Origin of the sequence: Sorangium sp. So ce145, assembly GCF_051525985.1 — a bacterium.
GTDB classification, from domain to species: Bacteria; Myxococcota_A; Polyangia; order Polyangiales; family Polyangiaceae; genus Sorangium; species Sorangium cellulosum_B.
In genome coordinates this window covers 4,737,227-4,751,796 of the sequence record NZ_CP150315.1, presented here as the reverse complement: position 1 = coordinate 4,751,796, position 14,570 = coordinate 4,737,227, and the positions used below count along the sequence as shown (strand labels likewise).

Below are 14,570 nucleotides of genomic sequence, written 5' to 3'. Positions count from 1 at the left end.
GCTACACGCTTCCGCCGTTCACAGGCACTCACGCTTGATCCGCCGGATGCCGCTGGCATCGACGTAGTACGGGGGCACGCAGCGGGATCGCGGCCGCGCGGTGCGCGCGGGAGCCGCGGCGCGCTCCTGCGCGGTGGCGGGCGCGACCGGCTCCGGCGCCGCCGCGGTGCTCGCAGGCGCCGCAGCGGCGCTCGCAGAGGCCGCAGGCGCGCTCGTGGCGGGCGCCACAGGCGCGGCCCCGGACGCCGACGGCGCCGCCGCGCTCGTGGCGAGCGCCGCAAGCCCCGGCGCCGGGGCGACGGCCAGCGGAGAGGTCTCGCCGGCGCCGGCGCGCTCGTCCTGCGGCGCATCGGGCTCTGGACGCACGCTACAGCTCCTGCCGAGCGCCACGGCGAGCACCAGCGCGCTGGCCCCGAGCGCGAGCGTGGAGGCGCGGACGAGCTGCGCGCTCGCCAGCCGCGGCGGCGCCGCCGCGGCGACCGGCGTCGCGAGCGCCGACGCCACGGGCCGCGCCATGTCCTCGACCGTCCTCGTCATCGTCGGAACCGTGACCGAGGTCCGCATCGCGCGCCCGCGGCCGCCCGACGGCTGCGCGAGGCGCGCCTCGACGTCCCGCGGCGGCGCGTCGTCCACGGCGGCGGGCCTCGGCGGCGGCGGCGCTGGGGCCGCGCTCCGCTGCGACGTCTCGATCGCGGCGAGGCTCTTCGCCCGCGCCTCCAGGAGCGTCCCCGCCGTCGCCTCGACCCACGCCCCGACCGCGCGCGGGCTCGCCGGCGGCAGCGCCTCCTCCAGCGCGGCCGCCATCTCCAGCGCGGTCGCGTAACGCCGGGAGGGATCCCTGTCGAGGCCGCGGAGCACCACCTCGTCGAGCGCCTTCGGCACGTCGCCGTACACGCTCGGCGGCTGGACGACGCCCTCGAGGATCCGCCCGAAGATCTCCGCGTCACACTCCCCCGTGAACAGCCGCCGCCCGGTGAGCACCTCCCAGAGGACCACCGAAGCGGCGTAGATGTCGGCGCGGCGGGTCAAGGGGGCTCCGCGCAGCTGCTCCGGCGCCATGTAGCTGAGCTTGCCCTTGAGCTGCCCGGCGCGGCTCACCTGGCTCCGCACCGCCGCCCGCGCGATGCCGAAATCGAGCACGCGCGCGATGCCGTCCTCGCCGACGAGGATGTTCTGCGGGGATACGTCGCGGTGGACGATCTGGAGCGCGGCGCCCTCCTCGTCGGTCGCCTCGTGCGCCGCGTGCAGGCCCGCGAGGGCGCCGGCGATGATGGCCGAGCCGACCGGCTGCGGCACCTGGGCCCCTCGCCTGCCGGCCTCGCGCAGCAGGCTCGAGAGCGATTCCCCGGCGATGTACTCCATGACCACGAAGAGCTCGTCGTCGGCCTGCACGCTGTCGAGCGTGGTGACGACGTTCGGGTGGCGGATGCGCACCGCGAGCCGCGCCTCGTCGAGGAGCATCGACGAGAACTCGGGATCCCTGGCGAACTGCGGGTGCAGGCGCTTGATCGCGACCGTGCGGGCAAAGCCGTGGGCGCCCACGAGCCGCCCGAAATGGACGGAGGCCATCCCCCCGGCGGCGATCACGCCATGGAGCGTGTACCGATCGAGGGTCCGCCGCTCGCGCTCCTGAGCAGGTGCCATGGTGGCCCTGTTCTACAACATCTCGGCAGCGTTGCCGGACGGTACCTGCGCGCCGCGCTCGCGTCGGTCGGCCAATGACGCCAGGCAGCGGCGGGGGCGCTCGACCCGGCGGATGGGTGACTGACCGCCCCTGCCGAGGTGCACCGGTGGAGAAGCAACTGCGTGTGTCTACAGTGTCAACTCACCGTTGACGTGGGCCGGGCTGGCGGCGCGCGCCGTCGGATCGAGCGCCCCGTAGGCGCGGCGCGGCAGAGGCGCGGCGGCCTCCTGCTACAGGGGAACCTCGATCACGCTCTCGCAGGTGAAATCGACGCTCAGCTTCGCCACCATGTCCGCCTGGACCGTGGTGCACGCGTCGACACACAGCACGATCTGCGTCGGACTCGCGGGCTCGTCGTAGCGCCAGGCGCCCTCGGTCGCGCAGCTCTGGTCGTACACGAGCTCCGTGGTCGCGCTCGATCCGCTCGTGTAGAGCACGCGGACCTTCTCCTTGTCGAACGTGCTCCCGTCCGGCGGGAGCGGGATCGCCATCGTGCACGAGACCGAGGCGCCGCGGATCCGGTCGACCGCCGCCCTGAAAGCGGCCGTGGTCTGCGAGGGATCGCCTGTGTCGATGAGCACGGCGCCCTCCGTGCCGCCGGCCGCGGCGATCTCGTGCAGGTCGTCGAGGGTGTCCGGCGCGCCGTCGATCGGCGGGTTCTCGACCCCGATGACGTAGGTCGGGACGCCCTCCGCCAGCGCCGCCTGGGCGTCGGCCACGACGGCATCGATCGTGTCGGAGGCCTCGTCGCAGCCCTGCGGGTAGCCGTCCGTCACGAGCACGATCGCGTATTTCCCGGGGTTCTGCCGCCGCTGCGCCTCGATGAACCCGCTCGTGCCCCGCATCACCCACGCGGTCGGCGTGCCGCCGCGCCAGTCGTCCGAGCTCGCCGGCTCGATCGCGTCGATCGCCTCGGTGAAGGCCGCCGAGGGGAGCGGCGTCAGCGGCACGTCCGGCGTCGCGTAGATCTCGGACGAACACCTGTCGTCGTCGGCGGGAAAGAACGAGAGCGAGGCCGTCAGCCCTTCGGACCCGGGATCCGAGAAGAACTGCTTGGTCGCGGCGACCACGGGATCCCACTTGAGGGCCTTGTCGTGCCAGTCCTTGTCGCCCTTGCCCATGCTGCCCGACACGTCGAACGCGAACGCCAGGTACACGGGCTGGAGGGATGCCGCCGCCGTCTGGGTGGCGCACGCTCCGCCTCCGCCCGTGGGGCTGGCGCCGCCCGCGCCGCTCGATCCGGGCCCGATCCCGCCGATGTCCAGCGAGCCCCCCTCGCCCGAGCCGGCGCCGGAGCTGCCGCCGGAGCTCGCCCCTTCACCTCCTCCCCCGTCGCTCGGGCTGCTGCCGCACCCGAGCCCGACCACAGCCACGGTCAGCACCGCCATGGCAACTCCAAGCAATTTCATGCATCGACTCCTTGCACCACCGCGCGCCGGCGCTGCGCCGCCGGCATCGAGTCACCTGGATTGCGCGTGGTCCCAGGCCTCCGGTCTCCAAGCACACGGGGTGCCAGCGCGCGGGGGCGCTCACTGCATGGGCGGGCTCGTGCTCAGCGTCGCAAGAACGATGGATGACGGGATTCGAGGTGCGCCGATCGCGTGGCGTGTTGGAGCGGCAGCAGCGCGACCAGCCGGGTTGTCGTCAGGGCGGAGGGGGCCCGACGAGCATGCTCGGTATGTCTTGCTCATCGATTGGAATGCTCGCAGCGCTCGCGCTCACCCGCGCCCATCGAAGTTCACAACCGCCGTTGCGCGACAGCCGCGCGGCGCGGGGCTTCGCGATGGTGGCAGCTCCTGGATCGGGGCACGCCCGCCGCGGTCGTGGTCGTCGAGCGTCCGGAGCACGCGTGCGGGTCGCGCGCTGGCTGGCGCGAGCAGCAGCTGGGCGCGGCGCGGGAGGTCAACGTCTTGCGTTGCCATGGCCTTCGCGGTAAGGGGGGCGGCAATGAGTGGTCCCGAACTCGGCCGCCTCATCGACGAGGTCGATCGCACGGTGGACGTCCAGTTCGCCGCAGCCGGCGATCTCGATGAGCTGAACCGCCTGTATGCCAGCCTGCTCGGGCGCCGCGGGTCGCTCAATGCGCTGATGAAGCAGCTGCCCGGCGCGGCGCCCGAGGAGCGCAAGGCGCTCGGCCAGCGCCTCAACGCCGTCAAGGGCCGCGTGGAGCGCGCGCGCGAGGAGGCGACGGCGAGGATCAAGCGCGCTGCGCGCGATCGCGAGCTCTCTGCGCCGCCCCTCGATATCACCCTGCCCGGCCGCTGGCGCGCGCCCGGGCGGCCGCACCCGATCATGCGGACCCTCGACGAGATCGTCGATATCTTCGTCGGGCTCGGGTTCGACGTGGCCGAAGGGCCGCAGATCGAGCTCGCGCGCTACAACTTCGATCTCCTCGGGTTCCCGGCGGATCACCCGGCCATGGACATGCACGACACGTTCTACATGGCCGGCGATCCTGGCCAGAACGTGCTCCTCCGGACGCACACGAGCCCGGTCCAGGTGCGCGAGATGCTCTCCCACCCTCCGCCGGTGATGATCGTCGCGCCCGGGGTCGTGTACCGCCGCGACGACGACGCGAGCCACAGCCCCATGTTCGTGCAGATCGAGGGGCTCGTGGTCGACCGCGACGTGTCGCTCGCCGATCTGAAGGGCCTGCTCGAGGTCTACAGCCGCCGGATGTTCGGCGAGGCCACGAGGACGCGCTTCCGGCCGAGCTACTTCCCCTTCACCGAGCCCAGCGCGGAGCTCGACGTGTCCTGCCTCGTCTGTTTCGGCGAGAACCGCGCCTGCCCGCAGTGCAAGGGGACGGGCTGGCTGGAGGTCCTCGGGTGCGGCATGGTCCACCCGACGGTGCTCCGGAACGTCGGGATCGACCCGGAGGAATACACGGGGCTGGCGTTCGGCATCGGCGTGGATCGCACGGCCAACATGAAGTTCGCCGTCGACGATATCCGCGCCTTCTACGAGAACGACGTCCGCTTCCTCGGAAGCCTCTAGGCCACTGCCCCTCGCCCGCAGCCCCGATTCCCCATGTTGATATCCTACAAGTGGCTTCAAGAGATCCTCGGCGCCGATCCCGGCGTCGACGCGGTGACCTCGGCGCTCGGCCGCGGCGGGCTCGAGGTCGACCGCGTGACGCACGTCGGCGCCGCGCTGCGCTCGGTGGTCCTCGCGAGCGTCGTCGCGACGCGGCCGCACCCGGCGGGCAAGAAGGGCCTGACGGTGGTCCGCGTGGACGCGGGTGATCGAGAGGTCGAGGTCGCGTGCGGCGCGCCGGTCATCCCGGCGGCTCCGGCGCTCGTCTGTTATGCGCCCGTGGGGGCGCAGGTGCTCGACCGCACCGGCGCGCTCGTGACACTGACCGAGAAGGCGGTCGCCGGCTTCACGTCGCCCGGCATGCTCTGCGCCGAGGACGAGCTCGGGCTCGGGTCGAGCCACGAGGGGCTCCTGACCGTGGAGGGCGGGCGTCCGGGGCAATCGCTGCTCGACTGGGAGCCTCGCCTCGAGGACTGGATCATCGAGCTGAGCGTCACCCCGAACCGGCCCGACGCGCTGGGGCACCTGGGCGTGGCGCGGGACGTGGCCGCGGTGCTCGGCCTGCCGTTCCGCCCGCCCGCCGTCGCCGCGCCGCGAGCGAACGGCGCGAACGGGGCCGGAGCGCCCGCGGACGTGCAGACACGCGCCGCCGTGGAGGTGCGCGACGGGGACCGCTGCCCCCGGTATGACGGGCAGGTGATCGAGGGCGTCAGCGTGGGCCCCTCGCCGCTCTGGGCGCGGGTGCGGCTCGGCCGCCTCGGCGTCCGGCCGATCACCAACATCGTCGACGCGACCAACCTGGTGATGCTCGAGCGGGGGCAGCCGCTCCACGCCTTCGATCTCGACACGCTGCGGCTTCCGATCGAGATCCGGAGGGCCAAGCCCGGCGAGGCGTTCGTCGCGCTCGACGGGCAGAAGCTGTCCCTGGACGAGGACGACCTGGTCATCGCCGACGCGGACCGCGTGGTGGCCCTTGCGGGCGTCATCGGCGGCGCGGACAGCGGCGTCACCGCGACGACCCGGCGGGTGTTCCTCGAGTCGGCGTACTTCGAGCCGCGCGGGATCCGCAGGTCGGCGCGCCGGTACGGCTTCCACACCGAGGCGTCGCACCGCTTCGAGCGGGAGGTGGACCTCTCGGGGGTCCCCCTGTCGCGCGACCGCGGGAGCGCCCTCATCTGCGAGCTCGCGGGCGGCGAGGCGGCGGGCGAACCGATCGACGCGTATGTGGCGCCGCGCGCGCCGCGCCGCCTGACGCTGCGGCTCCCGCGGTACCAGCGCATCATCGGGGCCGAGGCCCCGGCGCGCGCGCGGGAGATCCTGGAGACGCTGGGGCTCTCGGTGCTGGAGCAGAAGGCGGACCGGCTCCTCGTCGAGGTGCCGGAGCACCGGCCCGACATCGCGGAGGAGATCGACCTCATCGAGGAGGTCGCGCGCATCGCTGGCTACGACCAGATCCCGAGCCGGCTGCCGCGCGTGGGGGCCGCGCCCGCGGGCGCCCGCGGCGATTACCGGCTGCGGCGCAGGGTGCGGCAGATCTGCACGGGGATCGGCCTGCACGAGGCCGTGACGTACTCGTTCCTTTCGCCCCAGGAGCTGAAGGCGGCGCGCTACGACGACGGGTCGCTCCTGCGGCTGCTCAACCCGCTCTCCGAGGAGAAGTCGGTGATGCGGCCGTCGCTGGTCCCTGGGCTGCTCACGGTGGTGCAGCGCTCACAGCGGTACAACGTGCCGCGGGTGCGGCTGTTCGAGGTGAGCCAGGTGTTCCTGCCGTGGCAGGGCGAGGCGGGCGGCGCGAGCCAGCTGGCGCGGGTCGAGCGGCCGCCGGTGAACGAGCCGACGCGGCTCACGATCTTCCTCGCGGGGCCGCGCGACAGCTACCTGACGCGGCCCGAGGACGTCGATTTCTACGACGGCAAGGGCGCGGTCGAGGCGGTGCTCGCGGAGCTCGCGGGCAGCGTGACGCCGGCGTTCGACCTCTCGGGCGAGGCGCCGCCGTGGGCGCACCCGAAGAAGGGCGCCCGCGTCCTGCTCGACGGCCGCGAGGTCGGGTACGTGGCGGAGCTGCACCCGGACGTCCGGGAGGCGCTGGAGATCACGAGCGGGGCCGTCGTGGCGGAGCTGGATCTCGCGGCGGTGGCGGCGGCGTACAAGGCGCCGGCGGCCGCGAAGCCGAGCCGGTTCCCGGCGATGCGGCACGACGTGGCGCTGCTCCTGCCGCTCGACGTGCCGGCGGGAGAGGTGCTCGAGGTGCTGCGGACGACCGCGGGAGAGCGCTGCGAGAAGGTCGAGATGTTCGATCGGTACCGCGGCGAAGAGCTGCCGGCGGGGACGCACTCGCTGGGGTTCGCGCTGTGGTTCCGGTCGGCCGAGCGGACGCTGACGGACGACGAGGTCGACAAGTGGACGAAGGCCGCGGTGGACGCGGCGAAGGCGCGGTTCGGGGCGCAGCAGCGCTGAGGGCCGGCGGCGGGCGGGGGGGATCCGGGCTGTCCGGCCCCCGGCGAGGGCATCCGTCGCACGGTGCGGGGGCTCCGCCGGACTTGCCTGGGACGTCGTCTCTCCGGCCGCCGTGCCAAACCCGCGGCCGCGCTGCCCCGAGCCGCTCCGCGCCGATGTCCCGCGGCTGAGCCCTCGGGATCCGCCCGGTCTGACGCCCTGTTCGCCTCAACCCTGGTGGCCTGGCTCTCTGCGGCAACGGCGTCGTAGAGGCCGGCAAAGACTGCTATGGCGGCAACCGGAGCGGCGGCGAGGGCTGCAGCGCCAAGTGCCGTTCCGACAAGCGCTGCGCGCAATGACACGGTCGATACGGTGCTCGCGACGAGATGCGACTGCGGCGTACACGACGGCATCACTCGAGCTGCAATGTCTCGGGCTCAAGAACCCGGAGCCACCATTCCTGGCAGAACGCAACCCATGACGAACTCCATCATTGTCGTGGTCGAGCGGTCCATTGATATCGACGAAAGTACTCACCTGTACCTCGCCTCCGGGCCCTGCGGCGACAGCGTGCTCGACGCAGCTCGCGGTGCGACCTGCGCTTGCGGCGGCTGGGCTGACCGCCGCGAGACGGAGCGCGCCGCCAGCTCGTCCGCTGCCCCGCAAGCACTTGCGCAAGTGCGCAAGGACATAGCTGGTCTCCAGTCCGCACACGGTGAAAGAGTGGCACGTCACCGGACCAGGCCCCTCCAGCTCCGGGCACGCAGTGCTCTCGGCCTACGGGCATCGTCGGCGGCACGCCACGTGCACTGAAACAGCGTAGAAACGATGCGAGTGCCTATACAGAGACGGGATATGAAGTCGAGAGGCGTCGGAGCGCTTCACCATGGGGCTGCGATGGCGTTCGTGATGGCGCTGATGGTCATCGCCTGCGCATGCCTCGAAGCCGGGGTCCCCTGCGGCGATGGCTTCTGCCCCATCGGCCATACATGCTCCAATGATAAAGTATGTAGCGATCCAGAACAGGCCAATACGTGCGGCAACGGCATCGTCGACACGACACGCGGCGAGACATGCGATCCCAACATGTCCTGCGTGGACCTACGCTATGATTTTGGCCGCCCCCGGTGCACGAGCGACTGCAAGGACCTCTCAACGGATTCGTGCGGAGACTGGAACTGGCGCACGCAGGAATCCGGCGCACTGGAATCACTCCGCGTCGCATTAGGCGTGTGGGGACGCGGGTCGCAGGATGTCTTTGCGGTAGGCGACGGAGGCAGGATCCTGCATTATGATGGTCAGCATTGGCAGAACATAAAATCACCCACATCAAAAACATTGCGCGGCATATGGGGAACCGGTTCGCAAGACGTCTTTGCCGTGGGTGACGGAGGCACGATTCTTCAGCGCGACAACCAACAATGGAAAATCAATGAATCCCCCACATCAACAGAATTGAATGGCATATGGGGAAGCGGGCCGAAAGATGTATTTTCCGTGGGTGAAGAAGGCACGATCCTGCACTACGATGGCAAAAAGTGGCACAACAGCAGCCCGGCCATACATGAATGGTTATCGAGCGTATGGGGAAGCGGACCACAAGACGTCTTTGTCGTGGGTGAAAAAGGCACGATCCTGCACTACGACGGCCTACAATGGCAGCGGATGGATTCAGCCACATCGGAATCGTTGACTAGCGTGTGGGGAAGCGGGCCGCAGGATGTCTTCGCTGCTGGTTTACAAGGTACGATCCTACACTACAACGGCAAACAATGGCAGCGTTTGAAATCGCGCTCATCGGCACGGTTGTATGGCATATGGGGAAGCGGGCCGCAGAACGTCTTTGCTGTTGGTGAGAAAGGCACGATCCTGCACTACGACGGCCTGCAATGGCAGACCATGAATTCATCCACCCTAGGATCTTTGCTCGGGGTATGGGGAAGCGGGCCGCAGGATGTATTTGCTGTTGGCACAGAGGGTCCGATTCTTCACTACGACGGCCATGAATGGCAGAGCATAAGATCACCCACACCAGAATCGATCTTCGGCGTCTGGGGAAGCGGGTCGCAGGATGTCTTCGCCGTCGGCGATGGGCGCACCATCCTGCACTACGACGGCCTGGACTGGAGGACCATGAACTCAAAACCGTCGGAGTCATGGAATGACGTATGGCGAAGCACCACACAAGAAATTGTCGCCGTGGGCTCTGGAAGTTTTGGATCCATGATCCTGTACGACGACGGCCATAGCTCAATGGTCAGCGAATCAGCGCCCTGGAATTCGTGGAATGGCGTGTGGGGAGACGGGGCGCAGGGTGCCTTCGCTGTCGGCAATGGAGGCGCAATTCTGCACTTCCACGGCTTCCGATACCATGACAACACCGTGGAACTTGACGAGTCGGATTGGCAGGAAATCGACTCAACCACAACGGAGAACCTGTACGACGTTTGGGGAAGCGGTCCGGAAGACGTATTTTCGGTAGGTTCGCGAGGAACGATCCTCCACTACGACGGCCAACATTGGCAGGCCATGGACTCAGTCACGTCGGCATCGTTGAACGGCGTATGGGGAAGCGGGCCGCGCGACGTATTTGCTGTGGGTTCGCAAGGAACGATCCTCCACTACGACGGCCAACATTGGCAGGCCATGGACTCAATCACATCGGCATCGCTGAACAGTGTGTGGGGAAATGGGCCACGAGACGTCTTCGCTGTGGGCTCGCAAGGCACGATCCTTCACTACGACGGCCAGCAATGGCAATACATGAACTCAACCACGTCAGCATCGTTGAACGGCGTATGGGGAAGCGGGCCGCAGGACGTCTTTGCCGTGGGTGAGAGAGGCACAATACTTCATTACGATGATCAGGGATGGAATGCAGTAGATTCGCCCACATCGGCACCATTGAACAGTGTATGGGGAAGCAGTCCACGCGATATCTCTGCTGTTGGTGGAGGAACGATCCTTCACTATGACGGCCAGTACTGGGAGGTCGCAACTTCGACCTCATCGAGATCGGAATCATTGACTAGCGTATGGGGAAGCGGCCCGCAGGATGTATTTGCTGTAAGCGGTGGATTTTTTTATGGAGGTACGATCCTGCACTACGATGGCAACGAATGGGAGTTGATGGATTCTCCAGCATCGTCCATCGTTCCATCTGAATCGAGATCTTTGAATTGTGTATGGGGAAGCGGCCCGCGCGATGTCTTCGCTGTGGGCACGGAAGGCACCATCCTCCACTACGACGGTCAGAGCTGGCAGATTATGGCGTCGCCTACATCGAAATCATTGAATGGCGTGTGGGGCAGTGCTCCGCGCGATGTCTTCGCTGTGGGCGCGGAAGGCACCATCCTCCACTACGACGGTCAGGGCTGGCGCACCATAAATTCCCCTACATCAAAATCGTTGAATGACGTGTGGGGAAGCAGCCCGATTGATATATTTGTCGTGGCTGATGAAGGCACGATCCTGCGCTATGACGGTCAAACTTGGCTGCCGATGGATTCGGCCACATCAGCAATTCTGCACGGTGTATGGGGGAACGGCCCACATGATGTATTTGCTGTCGGCAACCACGGCACGCTCTTGCATTACGACGGCATCTCCTGGCTAAAGCTCAATTCTACGACAGATTCGTCGCTCAATGCCGTGTGGGGCGCGGGTGGATCCTCCTTTGTCGTCGGCAACGATGGCGCCCTCTATCGTCACACTCGACCGGCGCCGCCGCGTTAGCAGCGCAGCCTCCCGTTCAGAGAAAACGCCGAGATCTCGCGCAGTGCCTCGACAAAGAGCGCTCCCGCAGCGGGCTCCGCACACGCTTCGACGCCTCGTCCGCGACCTGAAGAGGCCCGCATGCCTCCCGTCTCCCATGGCGCGCCCGCTATCTCAATGTCTTCTCGATCCTCCCCACAGCCCGCTCGATGAGCTGCTCCTGCTCGCTCTTGCTCCGCAGCACCGCCTCGGCCGCTGCCTTGGCCTTCTTCTCCTCATCGGTGGCCTTGACCTGGGCCTTGCGCGCATCGGCCTCGACCCTCCGCGCGTCATCCCGCGCCATCTGCGCCTGGGCAGCCGCAACGCGCGCCCTCTCGGCCTCAGCCTCTGCCCTATCCCGGGCCTCCTCGGCGTCGCGCTGCATCTGCTCGGCCCGCCGTCGCTGTGCCTCGCTATCCTGCCGCGCCGCCTCGCTGTCCTGCCGTGCCCTCTCCGCCGCGGTCCGGGCCGCCTCCTCGCGGGAGAGCGCCCCCTTCAGCGTGGCCTCCGTCGTCTGGATCTCGTCGAGCTGCGCCGTGATGACCCGGTTTTGACGGACCACCTTCACGATCCCCAAGCCCGCCGCGACCACCAGGAGCGACAGCGCCGCGATGATGCCGGACACGAGACGGCGTCTCCCGCGGTACTGCTGATCCGCGAACCGGAGCACCTCCTCCAGATAGAGCCGCTCCCGCTCCGGCAGCTCCCCCCGGCAGCGCCCGCGAAAACGGCGCGCTTCGTCGGCGACCTTGCCGCGCCAGAGCGTGTCGGCGGCGCGACCACTCGAATCCCAGAGCCTCGCCGCCGCGCGCAGCCGATCCAGGAACGCGGCGTCTTCCTGGTTCTCGTCCAGCCAGCGCTTGAGCGTCGGCCACCTCTCGATGAGCGACTCGTGCACAATCTCGACCGTGCTGCCCGCTTGGTCGCTCCCCGTCTCGATCGCCAGCAGCCGCGCATCGGCGAGCAGCCCCAACACCCGCTCGATCTCCCCTCGATCCCCAGGCAGCTCGCAGAGCTCGGCCAGGCTGGCCACGGCCCGCGTCCGCTCCGGCGTCACCAGGCGCTCCAGGACCGCCCGCGCCAGCTTCGCCCGGCGCTCGCTCATCCCCGCCAGCACCGTGTCGGCATGGCTCGCCAGCGCGCCAGCGACGCCGCCGAGCGCCTCGTAGCTCTCCCGCGTGAGCAGCCTGCGCCCCCGATCGCGCATCTCCCACAGTCGGGCCGCGGTGAACTGCAAGAGCGGCAACGCGCCGCGCGTGGTCTCCAGCGCGTCGAGTAGGCCCTCGATCATCGCGGGATCCTCGATCTCGTGCCTCGCCGCCTCGATCGGCTTCATCAAGGCCTCACGCAGCCCCTCGCGCCCCATCGGCCGGAGGAACACGAGGCCGCGGGTCATCGCCGCCATGAAGTGCTCGTGTTCGGCCATCCGCTCGAGGAAGTCCGATCGCACAGCCAACACGACACGGAGCGGCGAGGAGGCATCGTCGGCGACCCCCGCGAGGCACGCGAGGAACGCCTCGCGCTCGCCGACCGGGGTGCCCAGGGTGAAGAGCTCCTCGAACTGATCGATGAACACCAACAAGCGTCGCTGCGCGCCGTCCGACCACGCGCGCAACGACGTGCCGAGGAGGCCCGGCTCCGCGCGCAGCCGCAGGGCCAGCGCCGCGTCCGTCGCTGCGCCTCCCTCCGGGGCGAGCGCCGGCGGGGCTGCGCTCCGCCTCAACGCGGGGTGGCTGAAGAGCTGCGCGAGGGCTGCCATGGGCTCGCGCCCGGGCCGCAGGACGAGCGCCTCCCAGCCCTCCCCGGAGCGCTTCAGCGCCGGGATGACCCCTGCCCTCACAAGCGACGACTTCCCGATGCCCGACGCCCCCGCGATCGCGAGCAGCGGCTGGCTCCTGAGGCGCGCCACCACGCCCGCCAGATCCTGCGCGCGACCGAAGAAGCGGTCGGCGTCGGCCTCCTGGAACGACGACAGGCCAGCGAACGGGCTCTCGTCGCTGCCGAGGAGGATCTCCCGGCGCCCGGGCAGGAGGGGCAAAAGCTCGGTCAAGAGCTCCAGCGCGGAGGCGAACCGCTCGGATTTCCGCTTGCAGAGGCAGCGATCGATGATCGCTCCGAGCGCGCCGAGCTCCGGGTAGCGCGCGCTGACCTGGGGCATCGGCTCGTCGAGGAGCGCCACGCCGAAGAGCTTGCCCTGGTTGACCGGCGCGAGCGGGTGGGCGCCGAGCACGAGCTCGTGGAGCATGATGCCGACCGCCCAGATATCGCTGGACTGGTCGATGTCCTTTCCCCTCCACTGTTCGGGCGACATATAAGGCATCGTGCCGATGACCGCGCCTTCACCAGTCAGGGGCGTATGCCCGGCGGCTGCGCGCTCGACCGCGAGTGCGAAGCTCGTCTCGTCCTCGTGCAGCTTGGCGATGCCGAAATCGACCACCTTGATCGTCCCCGACGCGTCCAGCATGATGTTCTCGGGTTTGAGGTCGCGATGGATGATGCCGGACGCGTGCGCGCGACAGAGCGCGCGTACGACGGGGACCATCATGTCGACAGCCAGGCTGGGCGGCACGGGCGTCGTCGACACCTCCTCGTCGGCATCCGCGGTCCTGCGCTGATTCATCCAGGCGCGGAGACTCTGTCCCTCGATGTACTCGAGCACCATGTACGGATAGCCATCGTGCTCGTTCACCTCGTGGATGGTCACGATGTGCTCGTGATTGCAACGCGCGGTGGCCCGCGCTTCGATCAGAAAGCGCTGTACACCGCTGCTGTTCAGCCTGGTCAGGAGCTTGATCGCGACGAGGCGAGCGAGCCGCGTGTCGCGCGCCAGAAAGACCGTGCCCATGCCACCCCGACCGAGCTCGCGCAAGAGCTCGTAGTGGCCGATGCGGGCGCCGGCCGACGGCGGATCTACGCGGGGAAGCGAAGAGGACGGCGGAGCGCTCGAGCTGGTCACCGCATCTCGCTCCACCCCGCGAACGCCGGCCGGCACGACGCCGATCCTCGCCGAAGCGGCGGCCAGCGCGGCCGCTGCGGGCGCTGCGCCGACGAGCACGGTGCTGGCGTAGCCCGTGTCCACGAGGCCTTCGGTGCGCATACCAGAGCAAGCCTCGTCATCCCGCACGGCCACGTCGGACGATCGACCGGCCGGCTCCAGGATGCTCAGCTCAGTGGACAACTTCCCTCCTCTATGCAAATCATCACCATCATCAAAATCGCGTTCACCGCTGCGGCCAGAGCAAGGACGAGAGCATAGGCGCCCGATGCCGCCATGTATATACAGATCTGTCACGAGATCGCTTCACAGAAGACATGCGCGGGCATACTCTCAGGCGCGGCGCTCGCTCGCCGGACCGGCGAACCGGGACAAACGCGCGAGGATGCATCACGAGCGAGCTGGAGGAGAGCGATTGGCTTTCATGGCGACGACGAACCGAAGTCAACCCGTTCACGTCGCCCTTGCGACGGCGAGGCGCCTTCTGACCATCGCCGTCGTGACGCTGTCCGCCGCGCCCGCGCGAGCCCAGGCGCCGGCGCCTGCGCCACTGGCACCGTCATCATCGTCGCTGCCTCCAGCGTCTCCGGCGACAGCGGAGTCGTCATCGCCCCCGACATCGCTGCCACCATGGCACCAGGGCGTCTCCGAGGATCGAAAGCGGGC

The 14,570-nt window shown here is 68.8% G+C and carries 7 protein-coding genes; 4 read left to right on the top strand and 3 right to left on the bottom strand.

Annotated elements, in window-relative coordinates:
- Positions 1 to 18: 18 nt before the first annotated feature.
- Together WMF34_RS17565 and WMF34_RS17560 are read right to left on the bottom strand one after the other, a co-directional pair.
- The gene (locus WMF34_RS17565; protein ID WP_437993975.1) at positions 19 to 1,644 is read right to left on the bottom strand and encodes a serine/threonine-protein kinase; all 1,626 of its coding nucleotides are present in this window, start codon (positions 1,642 to 1,644) and stop codon (positions 19 to 21) included.
- A 270-nt stretch (positions 1,645 to 1,914) separates the two neighbouring features.
- On the bottom strand, positions 1,915 to 3,093 hold the full coding sequence (locus WMF34_RS17560; protein ID WP_012236023.1) for a vWA domain-containing protein: 1,179 nt from the start codon (positions 3,091 to 3,093) through the stop codon (positions 1,915 to 1,917).
- Between the two features lie 538 nt (positions 3,094 to 3,631).
- Here WMF34_RS17560 and pheS point away from each other — a divergent pair.
- The 4 genes from pheS (at position 3,632) to WMF34_RS17540 (ending at position 10,891) form a co-directional block, all read left to right on the top strand.
- Positions 3,632 to 4,681, top strand: a complete 1,050-nt coding sequence (pheS, locus tag WMF34_RS17555; protein ID WP_012236022.1) for a phenylalanine--tRNA ligase subunit alpha — start codon at positions 3,632 to 3,634, stop codon at positions 4,679 to 4,681.
- A 33-nt stretch (positions 4,682 to 4,714) separates the two neighbouring features.
- Complete coding sequence (gene pheT / locus WMF34_RS17550; protein WP_437993974.1) at positions 4,715 to 7,177, top strand: phenylalanine--tRNA ligase subunit beta; 2,463 nt, start codon at positions 4,715 to 4,717, stop codon at positions 7,175 to 7,177.
- A 221-nt stretch (positions 7,178 to 7,398) separates the two neighbouring features.
- The gene (locus tag WMF34_RS17545; RefSeq protein ID WP_437994644.1) at positions 7,399 to 7,515 is read left to right on the top strand and encodes a hypothetical protein; all 117 of its coding nucleotides are present in this window, start codon (positions 7,399 to 7,401) and stop codon (positions 7,513 to 7,515) included.
- A gap of 538 nt (positions 7,516 to 8,053) precedes the next feature.
- Positions 8,054 to 10,891: a WD40/YVTN/BNR-like repeat-containing protein gene (locus WMF34_RS17540; RefSeq protein WP_437993973.1), complete on the top strand. Its 2,838-nt coding sequence runs from the start codon at positions 8,054 to 8,056 to the stop codon at positions 10,889 to 10,891.
- Between the two features lie 148 nt (positions 10,892 to 11,039).
- Here WMF34_RS17540 and WMF34_RS17535 read toward each other — a convergent pair whose 3' ends face one another.
- Positions 11,040 to 14,006, bottom strand: a complete 2,967-nt coding sequence (locus WMF34_RS17535) for an nSTAND1 domain-containing NTPase (protein ID WP_437994643.1) — start codon at positions 14,004 to 14,006, stop codon at positions 11,040 to 11,042.
- Positions 14,007 to 14,570: the final 564 nt, after the last annotated feature.

What these genes read in the sequence shown, in the direction of transcription:
- WMF34_RS17565 (WP_437993975.1), bottom strand. Translation starts at nt 1,644, where the DNA reads ATGGCACCTGCTCAGGAGCGCGAGCGGCGGACCCTCGATCGGTACACG.
- WMF34_RS17560 (WP_012236023.1), bottom strand. Translation starts at nt 3,093, where the DNA reads ATGAAATTGCTTGGAGTTGCCATGGCGGTGCTGACCGTGGCTGTGGTC.
- pheS (WP_012236022.1), top strand. Translation starts at nt 3,632, where the DNA reads ATGAGTGGTCCCGAACTCGGCCGCCTCATCGACGAGGTCGATCGCACG.
- pheT (WP_437993974.1), top strand. Translation starts at nt 4,715, where the DNA reads ATGTTGATATCCTACAAGTGGCTTCAAGAGATCCTCGGCGCCGATCCC.
- WMF34_RS17540 (WP_437993973.1), top strand. Translation starts at nt 8,054, where the DNA reads ATGGCGTTCGTGATGGCGCTGATGGTCATCGCCTGCGCATGCCTCGAA.
- WMF34_RS17535 (WP_437994643.1), bottom strand. Translation starts at nt 14,006, where the DNA reads ATGCGCACCGAAGGCCTCGTGGACACGGGCTACGCCAGCACCGTGCTC.